This is a genomic window from Streptomyces sp. HUAS MS02, from assembly GCF_055702265.1.
Window position 1 is genome coordinate 3153315 of sequence record NZ_CM146747.1, and the last position, 16672, is coordinate 3169986.

Annotated in this window: 18 protein-coding genes and 1 riboswitch; of the genes, 6 read left to right on the top strand and 12 right to left on the bottom strand. The window is 71.6% G+C overall.

What is annotated here, in order from left to right:
• The first annotated feature begins 137 nt into the window (after window positions 1-137).
• From ACZ9QC_RS13310 to ACZ9QC_RS13325, 4 genes are all read left to right on the top strand, one after another.
• The gene (locus ACZ9QC_RS13310; RefSeq protein ID WP_472920341.1) at window positions 138-1127 is read left to right on the top strand and encodes a nucleoside hydrolase; all 990 of its coding nucleotides are present in this window, start codon (window positions 138-140) and stop codon (window positions 1125-1127) included.
• A gap of 204 nt (window positions 1128-1331) precedes the next feature.
• Window positions 1332-1838 carry a GNAT family N-acetyltransferase gene (locus ACZ9QC_RS13315; RefSeq protein WP_472920342.1) on the top strand — a complete coding sequence of 169 codons (507 nt, stop codon included), beginning with the start codon at window positions 1332-1334 and terminating at the stop codon, window positions 1836-1838.
• 63 nt (window positions 1839-1901) lie between these two features.
• Window positions 1902-2037: riboswitch (cobalamin riboswitch) on the top strand.
• A gap of 124 nt (window positions 2038-2161) precedes the next feature.
• A complete protein-coding gene (locus ACZ9QC_RS13320) occupies window positions 2162-4615 on the top strand; it encodes a ribonucleoside-diphosphate reductase subunit alpha (protein WP_472920343.1) in 2454 nt (817 codons plus the stop codon).
• Between the two features lie 56 nt (window positions 4616-4671).
• On the top strand, window positions 4672-5676 hold the full coding sequence (locus ACZ9QC_RS13325; RefSeq protein WP_184899248.1) for a ribonucleotide-diphosphate reductase subunit beta: 1005 nt from the start codon (window positions 4672-4674) through the stop codon (window positions 5674-5676).
• Window positions 5677-5815: 139 nt separating this feature from the next.
• Here ACZ9QC_RS13325 and ACZ9QC_RS13330 read toward each other — a convergent pair whose 3' ends face one another.
• Complete coding sequence (locus tag ACZ9QC_RS13330) at window positions 5816-6049, bottom strand: hypothetical protein (RefSeq protein WP_472920344.1); 234 nt, start codon at window positions 6047-6049, stop codon at window positions 5816-5818.
• Between the two features lie 93 nt (window positions 6050-6142).
• Here ACZ9QC_RS13330 and ACZ9QC_RS13335 point away from each other — a divergent pair, with 93 nt between their 5' ends.
• Window positions 6143-7105, top strand: coding sequence for a GlxA family transcriptional regulator (locus ACZ9QC_RS13335; RefSeq protein ID WP_472920345.1), 963 nt, complete (start codon window positions 6143-6145; stop codon window positions 7103-7105).
• Between the two features lie 17 nt (window positions 7106-7122).
• Here ACZ9QC_RS13335 and def read toward each other — a convergent pair whose 3' ends face one another.
• The 8 genes from def to ACZ9QC_RS13375 form a co-directional block, all read right to left on the bottom strand.
• The gene (def, locus tag ACZ9QC_RS13340; RefSeq protein WP_215448915.1) at window positions 7123-7773 is read right to left on the bottom strand and encodes a peptide deformylase; all 651 of its coding nucleotides are present in this window, start codon (window positions 7771-7773) and stop codon (window positions 7123-7125) included.
• A 141-nt stretch (window positions 7774-7914) separates the two neighbouring features.
• Complete coding sequence (locus ACZ9QC_RS13345; protein ID WP_472920346.1) at window positions 7915-8922, bottom strand: tetratricopeptide repeat protein; 1008 nt, start codon at window positions 8920-8922, stop codon at window positions 7915-7917.
• A gap of 127 nt (window positions 8923-9049) precedes the next feature.
• Window positions 9050-10279 (bottom strand): HD-GYP domain-containing protein, encoded by a 1230-nt coding sequence (locus ACZ9QC_RS13350; RefSeq protein ID WP_472920347.1) that lies wholly within the window; start codon window positions 10277-10279, stop codon window positions 9050-9052.
• Window positions 10276-11685 carry an HD-GYP domain-containing protein gene (locus tag ACZ9QC_RS13355; protein ID WP_472920348.1) on the bottom strand — a complete coding sequence of 470 codons (1410 nt, stop codon included), beginning with the start codon at window positions 11683-11685 and terminating at the stop codon, window positions 10276-10278. Before ACZ9QC_RS13355 ends, ACZ9QC_RS13350 begins: the two co-directional genes overlap by 4 nt.
• A 202-nt stretch (window positions 11686-11887) precedes the next feature.
• Window positions 11888-12277: a roadblock/LC7 domain-containing protein gene (locus tag ACZ9QC_RS13360; protein WP_472920349.1), complete on the bottom strand. Its 390-nt coding sequence runs from the start codon at window positions 12275-12277 to the stop codon at window positions 11888-11890.
• An 84-nt stretch (window positions 12278-12361) separates the two neighbouring features.
• Window positions 12362-12697: a hypothetical protein gene (locus ACZ9QC_RS13365; RefSeq protein WP_472920350.1), complete on the bottom strand. Its 336-nt coding sequence runs from the start codon at window positions 12695-12697 to the stop codon at window positions 12362-12364.
• Between the two features lie 254 nt (window positions 12698-12951).
• Complete coding sequence (locus ACZ9QC_RS13370) at window positions 12952-13788, bottom strand: hypothetical protein (RefSeq protein ID WP_472920351.1); 837 nt, start codon at window positions 13786-13788, stop codon at window positions 12952-12954.
• Window positions 13785-14126, bottom strand: a complete 342-nt coding sequence (locus ACZ9QC_RS13375; RefSeq protein ID WP_184903663.1) for a hypothetical protein — start codon at window positions 14124-14126, stop codon at window positions 13785-13787. Before ACZ9QC_RS13375 ends, ACZ9QC_RS13370 begins: the two co-directional genes overlap by 4 nt.
• 195 nt (window positions 14127-14321) lie before the next feature.
• On the opposite strand from ACZ9QC_RS13375, the gene ACZ9QC_RS13380 reads away from it, so the two are divergent.
• A complete protein-coding gene (locus tag ACZ9QC_RS13380) occupies window positions 14322-14687 on the top strand; it encodes a hypothetical protein (RefSeq protein WP_472920352.1) in 366 nt (121 codons plus the stop codon).
• Between the two features lie 88 nt (window positions 14688-14775).
• Here the strand turns inward: ACZ9QC_RS13380 and rsrA are convergent, their stop codons facing one another.
• The 3 genes from rsrA to ACZ9QC_RS13395 form a co-directional block, all read right to left on the bottom strand.
• On the bottom strand, window positions 14776-15087 hold the full coding sequence (rsrA, locus tag ACZ9QC_RS13385; protein ID WP_472920353.1) for a mycothiol system anti-sigma-R factor: 312 nt from the start codon (window positions 15085-15087) through the stop codon (window positions 14776-14778).
• Window positions 15084-15755: an RNA polymerase sigma factor SigR gene (sigR, locus tag ACZ9QC_RS13390; RefSeq protein ID WP_045559042.1), complete on the bottom strand. Its 672-nt coding sequence runs from the start codon at window positions 15753-15755 to the stop codon at window positions 15084-15086. The genes rsrA and sigR overlap by 4 nt, the downstream gene beginning before the upstream one ends.
• Window positions 15756-16023: 268 nt before the next feature.
• Window positions 16024-16671 (bottom strand): alpha/beta hydrolase family protein, encoded by a 648-nt coding sequence (locus ACZ9QC_RS13395; RefSeq protein ID WP_472920354.1) that lies wholly within the window; start codon window positions 16669-16671, stop codon window positions 16024-16026.
• Window position 16672: the final 1 nt, after the last annotated feature.

Below are 16672 nucleotides of genomic sequence, written 5' to 3' on the forward strand. Positions count from 1 at the left end.
CCGCCTCTTTCAGGGGCGCGGGGAACTGCGCGAGAACCCCCACCGGACGGACGTGTGGGGGTCAAAGGGGCACAGCCCCTCATGGACGGGACGGGTAGGGGCGGCGGGGGCGAGAAACACCCCGCTACGCTGGGACAGTGACCGCTCGCCCCCCGATCGTCCTGGACAGCGACCCCGGCATCGACGACGCCGTAGCCCTCCAGTACCTCCTGGGAACAGACCTCTGGGACCTCAAGGCGTACACCTCGGCAGGCGGAAACCTCCCCGCCGAAGCGACGTACGCCAACGCCCGCGCCCTCGCCCGAGCCCTACGCATCGACACCCACGTCCCGGTCCACAGAGGCGCCGGCCGCCCCCTCTCCCGCCTCCCCTACCGCGAGGCCTCCGCCTTCCACGGCCGCGCCGGCCTCGGCGACGAAACCCTCCCCGACTCCACGGCCCCGCACCCCACGGAGTCCTCCGCCCAGGCCCTGCTCCGCCTGTCGAGGGAGTACGAGGGCGAGCTGACCGTGTGCGCCACCGGACCCCTCACCAACGTGGCCATCGCCCTGCTGGAGGACCCGCACTTCGCCCACCGCGTCCGCAAGTTCGTGTTCATGGGCGGCGCCGCGCAGGTCCCGGGCAATTTCACCCCGGTCGCCGAGTTCAACATCTGGGCCGACCCGGACGCCGCCGAGATCGTGCTCTCCTCGGGCATCCCGTTCACCATGGTCGACCTGGACGCCTCGCACCGCTGGCTGTTCCGCCCGGAGGACCTCGCCGCGCTGGAGGCCGCGGGCCCCGGCACGGCCCTCGCCGCCCGGCTGATGCGCACCTACATGGGCGCCTACACCCGCCACGGCGGAGACGGCACCTGCCCGCTGCACGATCCGCTGGCCGTCGGCGTCTGCGGCGACGAGGCGTTCGTCGAGGCCGCGGAGGGGGCTGTCGTCGTGGAGTGCGCGAGCGAACTCACGCGTGGCCAGACGGTGTTCGTGCCGACCGCCGCCCGGCGCGTCTGCTACTCCGAGTCCCCCGCGCTGACGGCGCGCCTGCGGGCCACCGGCCGGGTCGCGCTGGGACCGGGCACCCGTGACTTCACCGCGGACTTCGTGACGACGCTGCCCCGGTGGCCGGCGACGGCCTGACGCGGCCTGCGCGATCTCCACCGGAGAGCCCGAACAGCGCGGCGCGACCTGCGCGATCCCGAACGGCGATCCCGAATGACCTGGGGTCACCCCCCCGGTCCCGAACGGCCCGGCGGGACACGCGCGGTCCGATTGTCCGACCGACGGCGCTCCCTGTGGAAAACCGCAGCCCCGCCGACCCGTCGCTCGTGCACACTGCGACGCATGGACATCACCATCAGGACCGCCGCTCCCGCCGAGTACGCCGCACTCGGCGAGATCACCGGCCAGGCCTACCTCGGCGACGGCCTGCTGGACTTCGGGCAGAGCGACCAGTACCTCGACGAGCTGCGGGACGTGGCGAAGCGGGCCGCCGACGCCGACGTGCTCGTGGCGGTCGCGGACGAGCGGGTGCTGGGCGGAGTGACCTTCGTCCCCACGGGCGGCCCCATGGCCGACATCGCCCGTGCGGGAGAGGCCGAGATACGGATGCTCGCGGTCTCCCCGGAGGCCCGCGGGCGCGGTGCCGGCGAGGCGCTCGTGCGGGCCTGTGTGGAGCGCGCCCGCGCCGTGGAGGGCTGTGTGCGCCTCGTGCTGTCGACCCAACGCGGCATGCAGGCCGCCCATCGCATCTACGAACGCCTGGGTTTCACCCGCACACCGGAGCGCGACTGGAACCCCCTGCCCGACCTCCTCGACGTCACTCTCATCACCTACGAGTTGACGCTCTGACACCCTGCAAGACCGAAGGCGACACAACATGTGGGGGTGACACCGCGCCCCGGCACTAGATGTATGCTCATGCTCGCTGTCGCCGCAGGGGAATCCGGTGTGAATCCGGAACTGTCCCGCAACGGTGTACGGGCGCGTGCACATCACCATGCGCGCACGCCTGTTCAGTCCGAACACCTGCCGACAGTGCGCCCGGCCGTCCGGTCCGGGTGCCCTGACGTCCGGGCCTCGCGGAATGGGCCGGTGGACGCGACGCCCCCGTGCGCTCGTGTGCTGCCGCCTGCCCTCCGCAGGGCCCCCAGCCGAGCGAGGGAGAGCCCCACGTGACCATCGCGCCAGCCGATCCGGTGTCAGACATCGCCGCGGCCGAGCCGGTTCCAGCCGACCCGGCGGCGGAGTCCGACGGCCCCGGTGCCGCGTTGCTGCGGACCCTGACCGAGCTGACCGCCGACCTCCCCGACGCCGACCCCGGCCGGGTCGCGGCCGCCGCGCTGCGCGGCCGGTCGGTGCGTGTCTCCTCCGCCGAGATGGTCGCGGAGCTGCGTGAGCTGGCCACGGAGGCGGCCGCGGGCCTCATCGCCGAGGACCCCGCCTACTCGAAGCTGGCCGCCCGGCTGCTGGCCATCGGCATCCGCGCCGAGGCGGCCTCGCAGGGTGTCACGACGTTCACCGAGTCCATCGCCGTGGGCCACCGGGAGGGCCTCGTCGCCGACCGCACGGCCGAGTTCGTCCGCGCCCACGCCGAGCGTCTCGACGCCCTGATCGACCCGGCCGGGGACGACCGCTTCGGCTACTTCGGTCTGCGCACCCTGCACAGCCGCTATCTGCTCCGGCACCCGCTCACCCGCAAGGTCGTCGAGACGCCCCAGCACTTCCTGCTGCGGGTCGCCGCCGGTCTCGCCGAGGACACGGGAGCCGATCCGGAGGCGGGACTCCGCGCCCTGGACGAAGTGGCCGCGCTGTACGGGCTCATGAGCCGCCTCGACTACCTCCCCTCCTCGCCCACGCTCTTCAACTCCGGCACGCGACACCCCCAGATGTCGTCCTGCTACCTCCTCGACTCCCCGCTGGACGAGCTGGACTCCATCTACGACCGCTACCACCAGGTGGCCCGCCTCTCGAAGCACGCCGGCGGCATCGGTCTGTCGTACTCCCGCGTCCGCGCGCGCGGTTCGCTGATCCGGGGCACCAACGGGCACTCCAACGGCATCGTGCCGTTCCTGAAGACGCTGGACGCCTCGGTCGCCGCCGTGAACCAGGGCGGCCGGCGCAAGGGCGCGGCCGCGGTCTACCTGGAGACCTGGCACTCCGACATCGAGGAGTTCCTGGAGCTGCGCGACAACACGGGCGAGGACGCCCGGCGTACGCACAACCTGAACCTGGCGCACTGGATCCCGGACGAGTTCATGCGCCGGGTGAACGCCGACGAGCAGTGGTCGCTGTTCTCCCCCTCCGACGTACCCGAGCTGGTCGACCTGTGGGGCGAGGAGTTCGAGGCCGCGTACCGCAAAGCGGAGGCGGACGGCCTGGCGAAGAAGACCATCGCGGCGCGCGACCTGTACGGCCGGATGATGCGCACCCTCGCGCAGACCGGCAACGGCTGGATGACCTTCAAGGACGCGGCCAACCGCACGGCGAACCAGACGGCCGAGCCGGGCCATGTCGTCCACTCCTCCAACCTCTGCACGGAGATCCTGGAGGTCACGAACGACGGGGAGACGGCAGTCTGCAACCTGGGCTCGGTGAACCTGGGCGCGTTCGTCGACCCGGCGGCGGGCGACATGGACTGGGCGCGGCTGGACGCGACCGTCCGGACCGCCGTCACCTTCCTCGACCGCGTGGTCGACATCAACTTCTACCCGACCGAGCAGGCGGGCCGCTCCAACGCGAAGTGGCGTCCGGTCGGACTCGGCGCGATGGGCCTGCAGGACGTCTTCTTCCAGCTGCGGCTGCCCTTCGACTCCCCCGAGGCGAACTCCCTGTCGACGCGGATCGCCGAGCGCGTCATGCTCGCCGCGTACGAGGCCTCGGCCGACCTCGCCGAGCGGTCCGGCCCGCTGCCGGCCTGGGAGAAGACCCGTACGGCGCGCGGCGTGCTGCACCCCGACCACTACGGCGTCGAGACCACCTGGCCGGAGCGCTGGGCGGCCCTGCGTGAGCGCGTCGCGACGACGGGCCTGCGCAACTCCCTGCTCCTCGCCATCGCGCCGACGGCCACCATCGCCTCGATCGCCGGTGTGTACGAGTGCATCGAGCCGCAGGTGTCCAACCTGTTCAAGCGCGAGACGCTGTCCGGTGAGTTCCTCCAGGTCAACTCGTATCTGGTGAAGGACCTGAAGGAGCTGGGCGTCTGGGACGCCCGCACCCGTGAGGCGCTGCGCGAGTCGAACGGCTCGGTGCAGGACTTCGCGTGGATCCCGGCCGACGTACGGGCGCTGTACCGCACGGCCTGGGAGATCCCGCAGCGCGGTCTGATCGACATGGCCGCCGCCCGCACCCCGTATCTGGACCAGTCCCAGTCGCTCAACCTGTTCCTGGAGACGCCGACCATCGGCAAGCTCTCCTCGATGTACGCGTACGCCTGGAAGTCGGGCCTGAAGACCACGTACTACCTGCGCTCCCGCCCGGCGACCCGCATCGCCCGCGCCGCACAGGGTCAGGGCCAGGCGCAGACGTCGAACCGGCCCGAGAACACCATCCCCGTCCAGCAGTCGGCCGATCCGGATGCCGTCGCCTGCTCCCTTGAGAACCCCGAGTCCTGCGAGGCCTGCCAGTAATTCCCGCCCGCCACCCGACCACCACCCCTGGAGGACGGCGCTTCGCGCCGACTGCTATGACCCAGAATCTCCTCGACCCCGGCTTCGAGCTGACTCTCCGCCCGATGCGCTACCCGGACTTCTACGAGCGCTACCGGGACGCGATCAAGAACACCTGGACTGTCGAGGAGGTCGACCTCCACTCGGACGTCGCCGACCTCGCGAAGCTCTCCCCCGCCGAGCAGCACCTCATCGGCCGTCTGGTCGCGTTCTTCGCGACGGGCGACTCGATCGTGGCGAACAACCTCGTGCTGACGCTCTACAAGCACATCAACTCCCCCGAGGCGCGGCTCTATCTGAGCCGCCAGCTCTTCGAGGAGGCCGTGCACGTCCAGTTCTATCTGACGCTCCTGGACACCTACCTCCCCGACCCGGAGGACCGGGCGGCGGCCTTCGCGGCGGTGGAGAACATCCCCTCCATCCGGGAGAAGGCGGAGTTCTGCTTCCGGTGGATGGACTCGGTCGAGAAGCTGGACCGACTGGAGTCCCAGGCGGACCGCCGCCGCTTCCTGCTCAACCTGATCTGCTTCGCGGCGTGCATCGAGGGCCTGTTCTTCTACGGCGCCTTCGCGTACGTCTACTGGTTCCGCAGCCGGGGTCTGCTGCACGGTCTGGCCACCGGCACCAACTGGGTGTTCCGCGACGAGACGATGCACATGTCCTTCGCCTTCGAGGTGGTGGACACCGTCCGCAAGGAGGAGCCGGAGCTCTTCGACGACGCGCTCCAGCAGCAGGTCACGGACATGCTGCGGGAAGCGGTCGAGGCCGAGCTGCAGTTCGGGCGCGACCTGTGCGGTGACGGACTGCCGGGCATGAACACCGAGTCGATGCGGCAGTACCTGGAATGCGTGGCCGACCAGCGCCTCACGCGCCTCGGCTTCGCCCCGGTGTACGGCTCGGAGAACCCCTTCTCCTTCATGGAGTTGCAGGGCGTCCAGGAGCTGACCAACTTCTTCGAGCGGCGCCCGTCCGCGTACCAGGTCGCGGTGGAGGGCACCGTCGACCTGGACGAGGACTTCTGAGCCGGGCCCCTTCGAGGTGATGGCGTCCCCGGCCGACGTGACCTGCGCGGTCGTCGTCGTGCCGGGGAGGTGCCGGAGGGGTCGCCGCCTCGGGTCGTGCGTCCGTGGCCATGGGGCGCCGCATGCCTGACGACGGCGATCAGGCGGGGCGGGCGACGCGGTGCGACGGCGCCGCCTGCCTCTCCTGCGCCGCCTGCCGTTCCTGCGGTGCCCGCCTCTCCTGCGTCGCCCGACGTTCCTGCGCCGCCCGCCGGAGCTGGCGGTCGATACGCCGGTCGTGCACGACGCCGACGATCGCGGGTAGCGCCACCAGGGCGAGCATCCCGAGGACGGCCAGTGTTCCGATGAGTCCTTGCAGCTGTGTCGTATCCATGGACACCACTGTCGCGCCGAACACTCCTGACAAACAGTGGCAGGACTGCCGCACCCCCTCGAATTCCTGCCACTTCCGAGGCACACTGGCAGCATGCTGAAGAACGTGGCCGCCATCCTCATGGAGGGCGTGCACCCCTTCGAACTGGGAGTCGTGTGCGAGGTCTTCGGCCTCGACCGCAGCGACGAGGGCCTGCCGGTGTACGACTTCGTGGTCGCGTCGGCGGAGGGCCCGACCCTGCGGACGCACGCGGGCTTCACCATCTCCACCCCGTACGGCCTGGACCGGCTCGAAGAGGCCGACCTGGTGGTCGTGCCGGCGGGCGACAGCTATGTGCACCGGATCTACCCGGCCGACCTGCTCGACGCGCTGCGCCGGGCCGCGGACCGGGGCGCCCGGGTGCTGAGCGTGTGCTCGGGCGTCTTCGTGCTCGGCGCGGCCGGACTGCTGGACGGCCGGCCGTGCGCGGTCCACTGGCGGCACGCCGAGGAACTGTCCCGGCAGTATCCGCGCGCGGTGGTCGAGCCGGACGTGCTGTACGTCGACGCGGACCCGGTGATCACCTCGGCGGGCACGGCGGCCGGTATCGACGCCTGTCTGCACATCGTCCGCAAGGAGCACGGGACGGAGGTGGCGAACAAGATCGCCCGGCGGATGGTGGTGCCACCGCATCGCGACGGCGGCCAGGCCCAGTACATCGAGCGGCCGCTGCCGCGCTCGCAGTGCGACACGGTCGGCGAGGTGCTCGTATGGATGGAGCAGCACCTCGACGAGGAGGTCACCGTCGAGCAGCTCGCCGCCCGCGCGCACATGTCCCCGCGCACGTTCGCCCGCCGCTTCCAGCAGGAGACCGGGACCACCCCGTACCGCTGGATCCTGCGCCAACGGGTGCTGCTGGCCCAGCGCTTGCTGGAGGCGACGGACGAGACGGTGGACGCCATCGCCTGGCGCACCGGCTTCGGCACCGCCGCCGCCCTGCGTCATCAGTTCGTCCGGTCGCTGAACACGACCCCGCAGGCCTACCGCCGGACGTTCCGGGGCCCGGAGGCCGCCTGAGGGCGGGGCGAGTCGTTTCAGTCGTTGGCGACCACGGGGTAGCGGGGCTCGTTCTCGGCCATCTGCCGCAGGGCGTCCTTGCGGTCGCGCTTGGAGAGCCGGTCGATGTAGAGGTAGCCGTACAGGTGGTCGGTCTCGTGCTGGAGGCAGCGCGCGAAGTAGCCGGTGCCGCGCACCTTGATCGGGTTGCCCTTCTCGTCCTGCCCGGTGACCTCGGCGTAGTCGGGGCGGGCGAGCGGCATATAGGCCGTCGGCACGGACAGGCAGCCCTCGTTGCTGTCGTCCAACCGGCGCTTTTCGGCCGGGAGTTCGACCAGCTTCGGGTTGCAGATGACACCGGTGTGACGCTTGCCCTCGTCATCGGGGCAGTCGTACACGAAGACCTTCAGATCGACACCGACCTGGTTCGCGGCCAGACCCACGCCCTCCGCCGTGCGCTGGCTGGCGAACATGTCGTCCACCAGCTTGGCCAGCTCGTCGCCGAACTCCGTGACGTCCTTGCACTCCTTGTGCAGCACCGGGTTCCCGACCACGGTGATCGGCAACGACGTGCCACGCTCGCGGTACGCCTGCTCGCGCTCCTCGCAGTCCTCCGTGTCGATGACGAACCCCTCGTCATCGACGGGGAGCACGCCCACGTGCTGCTGATCGGTGTCCTGCTGGGCCATGACAGACGTACGCCTTCCTCAAAACAACAAGCGATGAAGTTGCTGATACAGGGTACGGGGACCGCGCCCCGTGTTTTGGGGGCGCGGGGAACTGCGCGAGAAGCCCCACCGAACCCGCGGCCGAAATCGAACCGCACGCCCCTAACAAACCTCTTCCAGATCCCGCCAATCACGAGAATCCGGACTGTCGGCCACCCACCCGTCCAGCAACCCCCGAACCAGCGAAGCCGGCGCGGCCACCCCGCACTCCCGCTCCGGCGCCCACAACTGCCCGTCCGTGACATGCCCCAGCGGCCCGGGATGCCCCGGCTCGCTGTGATCGTGCGGATCGAGATGCTCCCCGTCGCCCTCGTCGGACGGCATCCGTGACTCCGAGCACAGCCGGCACAGCAACCGCACCGACGACGACCAGTCCTCCGCAGCGAACCCCGCGTCCGCCGCGAGCCGCTCCAGCGCGTCCCGGTCCGCCTCGGTCGCGGCCTCCAGCAGCACCACCCAGGTCGGCACGGGGGACGGCGCCCACAACTCGATCTCGTCGAACACCGGATACGCGTGCCCCGCGGCGGTGGTCCGCTCCCCGTGCGGCACGCCGTCGTGCAGGACGACCTCGCCCCAGCGCCGCCCGGACGACGGCAACGGGATGGAGAGCACCTCGATCCGGGCGGGGTCGAGCCGCCGCCCCCACACGACCTCGGCCTCGCCCTCGGGCGAGAGCCGTACGGCCGCGCTGCCGAGGTCCATGCCCACCGGCTCCCCGGAATCGCCGGGCCCGCTACCGGGCTTCGGCCGGGCCGCGCCCCCGGGCACCCGCAGCCCGTACGCCTGCCACGCCCTGCGGGCCAGCGGCCAGTCCTGGAGGGCGGTCGCGGCGATGCCCACGTTCCACCAGTCGGGCGCGCCGGTCTCGCGGTCGAGCAGTGCGACGGCCCGCAGTCCGGCCGCTCTCGCCTGCTCCCAGTCGTGCCGGAACTTGTGCAGGAGGGCGAGGTTGAACCAGGACTCGGACAGCCACGGCTCCAGGTCCGCGGCACGTGTCAGCAGCGCCCCCGCGTCCTCGTACCGACCGTCGCCGATCAACGTGAACGCACGATCGGTGGCCTGCCGCCAGGAGGCGGAGGGCCGATGCCGTCCCTTGCCGAAGATCCTCACGATTCCCGCCTGCCAGTTACGGTTCCCGCCTGCCAGTTCCGTCGGAGTGGGCTGGCCGTCGCCCCCGGTACACCCTCTCCCTCGCATCCAACCACGACCGGATGGAGAGGCGCTCATTACCCATGGGTTACCCCACCGCGGGCAAGGTCAGACAGTCTCTCGACAGTACCCGCGCGAGCGACTCCACCACCTCCGGGTGATAGTCCCGGGCCGTGCCCAGCCGCAGTTCCTCCAGCGCCCGGAGCGGCCCTTCCGGCCCTGCTTCCCGGACCTTCTCCTCGTATGCGTTCACGGCCCGCACGATGCGCGCGCCGACCGGCTGCTCACGGTACGGATCCGCCTGGCGCTCCACCACCACGGCGACCTCGGCGTCCACCCCGGTCTGCCGCACGACGGCGCCGCCCAGCAGCGCGATCCGGCGCTGCTCGGCCACCGGGAGCCCGGCGGTGGCTCCGGCCGGTACGGGGTCGACGAGGCTCAGCTGGCCGATGTCGTGCATCAGGGCGGCGAACTCGACGACGGTCAGCTGGGACTCGCCGAGCCCCAGCTCACGGCCCACCTCGCGGCTCAGCAGGGCCACCCTCCGGGCGTGCCCGGCCGGGGTGTACCCGGCGATCTCCGTGGCGCGGGCCAGGGAGGCGATGGTCTGCCGGTAGGTGTTGCGGACGTGGGCGTACCGCCGCGACGACAGGTGGGTGAGGAGCAGCGGCAGCGAGAACACCGGCAGCGCCCACAGCCCGACGACACCGGTGGCGAGGGCCATGACGGCCCCCGTCGCGCACACCGCCGACCCTATTCCGGGCAGCGTCCGCAGTTCGTCCCTCAGCAGCGGGCCGTACGGCCACCGGGTCCGCGCGTGCGCCATGGCCGCCGCGAGCACGGCGTCGCACAACGCCGTCAGGACGAGCAGCGCGACGAGGAGCAGAGCGTGGGAGGGGCCGCTCCACTGCGCGGGTACGCCCCGGTGGTGCAGCGGCTGGAAGCAGAGGGCGGCGAAGGCGACGGTGAGGACCCGCCGGGTGAGGTGGTCGACGGTCGATCCGCACCCCTTGGCCACATGCGGCACGCACCCCAGCAGCGCGGCTGCGACGACCACGGCGACGACCTGGAGCACCCCGTGCCCCGTCGGCCGCCCGCCGTTCTCCCCCAGCAGCGCGTAGGCCAGCGCCCCGGCGGCCCCGAGCGGCGCCACATCACGCCCCTCCGCCCCACGCCACCGCGACAGCTCCCCCACGCCCATGAGCACCCCGAACGCGAGGGCGACACCGGGATCGTCGAGACCGTGCCAGAGGGTGTGGCCGAGGGCCAGGAGAGCAAGCAGCCCGGCGAGACAGCGCAGACCGACGAGCAGGGTCACGGCACGCGCCCCCCATCGCCACCACGCGCCCCACTTCCGCGCCCGAGCCCGGCCTCGCGCCGCTCCCGGCCCGTCCCCGGCTCGCCGCGCGTCCCGCCGGACGGGATGCTCGCGCCGGGTGGGACGTTGCCACTGGGGTCGGCCGTGACGGTCGGGGCCCAGCCGTGGCGGGCGAGGGCGCGGCTCAGTGCCGTCACCATGACGGGGTCGAACTGGGCGCCCGCGCATCGCCGCAGCTCGGCGAGGGCGGCGTCGACGGGGCGCGCCCGGCGGTAGGAGCGGGTGGAGGTCATGGCGTCGAAGGCGTCGGCGACCGCGACGACCCGGGCGAACTCGGGGATCTGGCCACCGACCAGCCCGTAGGGGTACCCGCTCCCGTCCAGCCGCTCGTGATGGTGCAGCACCGCCGCCCGGGCCTCCCCGAGGAAGGAGATCCCGCGCACCATCTCGTGGCCGTACTCGGGATGCAGTTCGACGATCCGCCGCTCCTCGGGCGTCAGCGGACCGTCCTTGCGCAGCAGCCGCGTGGGCACCCCGAGCTTGCCCACGTCGTGCAGGATCCCGGCGAACCGGAGGACCTCAGCCCGTTCGTCGTCCATGCCCAGTTCCCGCGCGATCAGCAGGGACGCCTGCCCGACCCGCTCGCTGTGCCCGCGCGTGTACCCGTCCTTGATGTCGACGGCCTGGACGAGCGCGCGGACGGTCGCCCGGTGCGCCGCACGCTCCCGGTGGTACTGCGCGAACACCCAGCAGGACACGTACATCGGCAGCAGCACGAGCAGCGCCGCGACGGGCCCGTGCGGGCTGCGCCACAGCACGGCCATCATCAGCCCGGCGAGCCCGTGCACGACGACGGGCGCCAGCGACCGCCAGAAGAGCCCCCGCCAGGCGACGCGCGCCGGTACCCGCTCGGCGAGCGCCAGGATCCCGCCGTCGAGCAGCGTGAGCACCGCGCAGAACACCACGGCCGCGGCGCCGGCGGGCAGCAGCGCGTACGGGAAGTCGGGACCGGCGACCGCGTCCCGGCCGCCGAGCGCCGCGTGCGTGTGCGACGCGGCCCCCACCGCGAGCACCAGCCGGCCCGCCCGCCAGATCCGGCGCAGTGCTCGCGGCCGCTGTTCGACCAGGGAGAGCAACGCCCCCGGCACGGCCACGAGCGCGGCGGCGGGCACCGGCAGCAGAAAGGCCCCGGCGAGGAGGACGGGGAAGAAGGTGCCCATGCCCTTGGGCGCGCGGTGGCCCATGAAGGGGCAGCGGGTGATCTGCTCGCACGCGGCGTACAGCGCGGCGAGCAGGGTCACCGCCCACCACGGGACGTGGCCGCCCGACAGGGGCGCGAGACAGACCAGGGCCCCGAGGACGACACAGGCGACGTACACACGTGCCCATGCCGTCACCGACCCCATGGCACCCTCCCCGAGTTCAGGCTCCGGAGCCTAGGACGGGCCGGAACGGGAGGGGACGGCTACGGGTGAATCCCTCGCGCCACGACGGCCGGATTAACCCCTTCGAGTGAAGTAACGCTCCCGCGTCGACGGCCCCGGTCTGCGGCACCGCCGTACCTCTTCGCCGTCCCGGTCGACGGCACCGCCGTGTCTCGTCGTCGTCTCAGTGCGCCACATCCGCCGCGAGCGCCTTGTTCAACTGTTCGACGGTCGCCGGGGACTCGCGTTGGAAGGCGGCGAGGTCGAGGCCGTCGTCGCCCATGACGGTCAGCAGGGTGCGTTCGCCCACGGCGACCACGATGACGTGCCCCGCGCCGCACCGGACGACCACCTCGCGGAGGGCCCCGGCACCGGACTGGTCGGCCATACGACGGCTGACACCGAGGGTGGCGGCGGCGAGGGCCGCGACGGACTCGGGGTGGACCTTGTCGACGTCGGCGACGACGAGGAGCCCGTCCACGGTGGACAGGACGCTCTCGGCGACGCCCATCACCCGGTCACGCAGCGAGGCCAGGATGCCGGTCAGCGATTCGGTCGATGCGTGTGTGGTCATGGGCACGTGCTCCTTGGTCCATACGTCTGCGGTGGGTGTGCGGTCCGGGCGGCAGGGGGTGCCGGCGGACTTTCCCGGCGCCCGCTAGTCGGGCAGGTGCCGGTGGGACTCGGGGAGAGCCCGCAGCCCGCGGCGGACACGCCGCAGCATTTCTACGGAGGGTTGGTCGGCGAGCAGTTCCTCGGCCGACAGCAGGGACATGGGCGGGAACGGGGACGGAACGGCCGGGTTGTCCGGCGTGCCGTCCGCGGCGTCGGTGGGAGGACGCGCCGCGCCCCGCACGGGTAACGGCGGCTTCGCGGCGACATCACCGGGTAGGGCGCCCGACGGCCGTTCTGCGGCCGGGACGGGGTTCTCGGTGTTCTCGGTGTTCTTGGAGTTCTTGGAGTTCTTGGTGGGAGGTGACGATCCGGCCGGCATCGCACCGGACGGTGACCGTTCGGCCGCCCCGGCCCCGGCCACTGAGGCGGACGGTGGCCGTTCGGCCGCGCCGACACCGGGCTCGGTGGACGGCGGTCGTACCGGGTTCGTGGGGACGGGCGCGGCGTGCGGTGGGGTTTCGGCGGGTGGGACCGGACGGTCGTCCGTGGGCGCTCTCGGCACCTGCCGCCGTCGGAGGCGGGCGGCCTTGCTGCGTATGCGGCGTTTGCGGGCCGGGTCTCTGTGGGGGCTCACTACCCGCCCTTCGCTCCGAGGCCTCCGGTGGGAGAGCCTCCACCGGGCCTGCGTCTGGGCAGGGGACCGGCTCTCGGTGACGGTTCGTCCGGTGCCGACTGCCCCTGGAGGACCCGGGGCGCGGTGCTGGGCCGGCGGTCGGGGGCCGGCCCGCTCTCCCAGTGGACGACCCGGCGCGCCTCCAGCCGGACGAGGTCCAGCATGACCGCGTAGAGTCCGCGCCCCCGGGCGAAGGCCATGTCTCGTGGGGTACGGCGGCCGTTGGCGGCCTCCACAAGGTCCTGGTGGCGTCGGGTCAGCCGACCGTCAGGCTCCGGGGTGCCGCGGCCGCCGACCGGTCGGGGCCGGGCCCGGGCCAGTTCTCCCGCGGGGCCCCACAGCCGGGTCAGCAGCGCCATACGGCGGGTGGTCTCCTCGGCCAGCGGCCGCGGCTCGACGCCGGGCCGGGCGAGGAGAGTGGGCTGGCGTTCGGTCAGTTCCCAGCCGCCGGGCGGGCTGAGCGCCATCGCGAAGGCCCCGTCGAACACGGCCGCCGTGCAGACGACCTCCAGTTCGGCGGCGCCGATCAGACCGGCGGCGATCAGATGCGGGGCGAGCCGGTCGGCGTCGGGCTCGGCGGCGCGGGCCGCGAGCCAGGCGTCGTCGTCGATCCGGCCCGAGGCGAGCAGCGTGGACGTCGCGGTCGGCGCACCCGGTGTCTCGATCGCTCCGATCAGTCCGTCCCGCAGGTGAATCGTGCCACCGGGGGAGCCGGAGACCCGTACCGTGCCGGTGTAGCTCTCCTGGTGCAGTGCCTGCAGCAGTGCGGGGACGTTGCGTGCCGAGGGTGTCTTCACGCCAGCACCTCGCGCACCCGGTCGCCGAGGCTGCGCAGTGCCAGCGCCACGTTCGCCCGGTCACGGTCGAGGCCGGCGGCGAGCAGCAGCGGGTCGCCGGCCGTCCGGTCCACGGAGAGCAGTACCTGATGGCGTCGTCTGCTGGTCATGACCACGCTCTCCAGCTCGCCCTCGGCCCCGGCCTCGCCGAGCCGGTCGGAGATGAGGGTGGCGAGATCGGAGCACTCCGCCCCCGTCCCGACCTGGGCCGCGTCGCCCGCGACGGCGTAGGTGAGTCCCGTGACCGCGTCGATCAGGGCGAGGCCGGTGACGCCGGGAGAGTCGAGAAGCCGGTCCAGGGAGGCCTGGAGCGCGGGCTTCCTTTCCTCAAGTCCCCCCATTCGCCCTCCACGTTGACGCGCCGCACAGTACTTTGAACGCCAACTTCCGTAACACACAGAAAAGTTGATGTTTGTGACCGGTGGGTCACTGATGTCGATCGTAGATGGCCGGACAGTGACCGGTCAGCAGCACTGAGGAATTGGGGCAGCAATATGAACATCGAGACCGCACTCAAGGAAGCCATGACCATCGACGGCGCGGTCGGTGTCGCGCTGGTCGACTACGAGAGCGGGATGTCACTCGGCGCCCTCGGCGGCGGGCCGCACCTCGATCTGGAACTCGCGGCGGCCGGCAACACCGAGGTGGTGCGCGCCAAGATGCGCACGCTGGCGTCCCTCGACATGAACGACGTGATCGAGGACATCCTGATCACACTGAGCCGGCAGTACCACCTGATCCGCCCGCTGACCAGCAGCAAGGGTTCACTCTTCCTCTACCTCGCGCTGGACCGCTCCCGCAGCAACCTGGCCCTGGCCCGGCACGGCCTGAAGCGCATCGAGAGCGGCATGGAGGTCTGAGCCCGTTCCACCGCCGCGCCCCCGCACATGACTGAGCCCGTTTCGGGGACGGCCGGGCGGCCGTCCCCGAAACGGGCTCAGAAGAAGGTCAGCCCTCCTGCGGTGTGACCGGCGACGCCGTCACATCATGTTCGGGAACGGCCTGTCCCGATCGGATCAGATCGATCCTGCCCATGACCTTGGCGCGCAGATCGGTGGGCACGTCGTCATGCCCACAGCAGCGCTTCACCAGCTTCTTGACGGCCTGTTCGAGTCCGTACTTCTCCAGGCAGGGCGAGCACTCCTCGAAGTGGTGCTCGAACTTGGTGCAGTCGGCGTCGGGCATCTCCCGGTCGAGGAACTCGTAGAGATGATCGAGGATTTCGCTGCAATCCGTCTCATGCGGCTCTCCGCAGCTCATGAGCCCGAGCCTTTCGCTTCGTTCGACTCCCCGGCGCCGGCCGGAACCAGCCCGCGGTCACGGGCGTAGTCCTCGAGCATGCCGCGCAGTTGACGGCGACCCCGGTGCAGCCGGGACATCACCGTACCGATGGGTGTCCCCATGATGTCGGCGATCTCCTTGTACGCAAAGCCCTCGACATCGGCCAGATAGACGGCGATGCGGAACTCCTCGGGGATCGCCTGCAGCGCCGCCTTCACGTCCGAGTCGGGCAGGTGGTCGAGCGCCTGCGACTCGGCGGAGCGCAGCCCGGTCGACATGTGCGACTCGGCGCGCGCCAGCTGCCAGTCCTCGATCTCCTCGGCCGCGCTGCGCTGGGGTTCGCGCTGCTTCTTGCGGTACGAGTTGATGAAGGTGTTCGTGAGGATCCGGTACAGCCAGGCCTTCAGGTTGGTGCCCTCACGGAACTGGTGGAAGGACGCGTACGCCTTCGCGTACGTCTCCTGCACCAGGTCCTCGGCATCGGCCGGGTTGCGCGTCATGCGCAGCGCGGCCGAGTACATCTGATCGAGGAATTCCAGAGCGTCCCGTTCGAACCGGGCGCTGCGCTCCGCGGCGGTCTCGGTGCCCTCGGGCTGCTCCGCCTGGCCCCGTTCGGTCCCTGCGTCGGTCCCAGTGACCGGACCCACCTCCTCCAGCGTCTGTGCGATACCGAAACCGGTACCACCAGAATCGGAGGATAGACGACGATCCATGCCCGCCGCCGCCCGAACAGGGCCGCTCTTGGCCGCGTGCAGCACCGTCCAGTCCAGGTCAGCGCGGCTGCTGCGGCTCGGGCAATAGGTCGAACCCATGCGGCGGACTTCCTCTCGTACGGCGGTCAGCACGGTCTTTCGCGCTGTCTGATCCGCACAACCAAGGGCCACCGCTCCACATTCCCGTCCGCCACCGGACGGATCACCGGAGTGACGCGATCCACTCCACGACACCCTCGGTGATCACCGTCAGCGCCTCGTCCTGCCCGAGGGGCGCCCGCTTCGGCACGGCGAACCCGTGATCGCCGTACGGCACCTCCACGAGCCCGTACCCGCCCTCCGGGAACTCCTCCGGCCTCCCGAACGGATCGTTGCCGCCCTGGACCACGAGGGTGGGCACCCCGGCCCCCAGCAGTTCCTCGGCCCGGGACTTCTCCGGCCTGCCCGGCGGATGCAGCGGAAAGCTCAGCGCCAGTACGGCCGCCGCGCCCAGCTCAGCCGCCGTGCGGCAGGCCACCCGCGCGCCGGCGCTCCGGCCGCCCGCGATCACCGGGAGTCCCGGCTTCGCCAGCGCGGGCCACAGACCCCGCCAGCCCACGTCCAGCGTCCTGGGCGCGGGCGCGAGCTTCTTCCCGGCGACCCGCCACGGCTGCTCCACCAGGGCCACGCTCACCCCGTGCGCGGGGAGCACGGCGGCGAGGGCCCGCAGATCACGGGCCTCGATGCCACCGCCGGCGCCATGGCTGAGGGCAAGGACGCGTTCCGGCGCCTCGGCCTCGTACCAGCTGACACGGCCCGTGCCGGCCTCGGTGTCGATCTCTTCCGTCGCTGCTGCCTCGATCTCGGTCACG

Coding starts and splice junctions, on each gene's coding strand:
- ACZ9QC_RS13315 (WP_472920342.1), top strand. CDS start 1,332: ATGGACATCACCATCAGGACCGCCGCTCCCGCCGAGTACGCCGCACTC.
- ACZ9QC_RS13360 (WP_472920349.1), bottom strand. CDS start 12,277: ATGACCACACACGCATCGACCGAATCGCTGACCGGCATCCTGGCCTCG.
- ACZ9QC_RS13380 (WP_472920352.1), top strand. CDS start 14,322: ATGAACATCGAGACCGCACTCAAGGAAGCCATGACCATCGACGGCGCG.
- def (WP_215448915.1), bottom strand. CDS start 7,773: ATGGCCCAGCAGGACACCGATCAGCAGCACGTGGGCGTGCTCCCCGTC.
- ACZ9QC_RS13325 (WP_184899248.1), top strand. CDS start 4,672: ATGACCCAGAATCTCCTCGACCCCGGCTTCGAGCTGACTCTCCGCCCG.
- rsrA (WP_472920353.1), bottom strand. CDS start 15,087: ATGAGCTGCGGAGAGCCGCATGAGACGGATTGCAGCGAAATCCTCGAT.
- ACZ9QC_RS13330 (WP_472920344.1), bottom strand. CDS start 6,049: ATGGATACGACACAGCTGCAAGGACTCATCGGAACACTGGCCGTCCTC.
- ACZ9QC_RS13355 (WP_472920348.1), bottom strand. CDS start 11,685: ATGGGGTCGGTGACGGCATGGGCACGTGTGTACGTCGCCTGTGTCGTC.
- ACZ9QC_RS13365 (WP_472920350.1), bottom strand. CDS start 12,697: ATGCCGGCCGGATCGTCACCTCCCACCAAGAACTCCAAGAACTCCAAG.
- ACZ9QC_RS13335 (WP_472920345.1), top strand. CDS start 6,143: ATGCTGAAGAACGTGGCCGCCATCCTCATGGAGGGCGTGCACCCCTTC.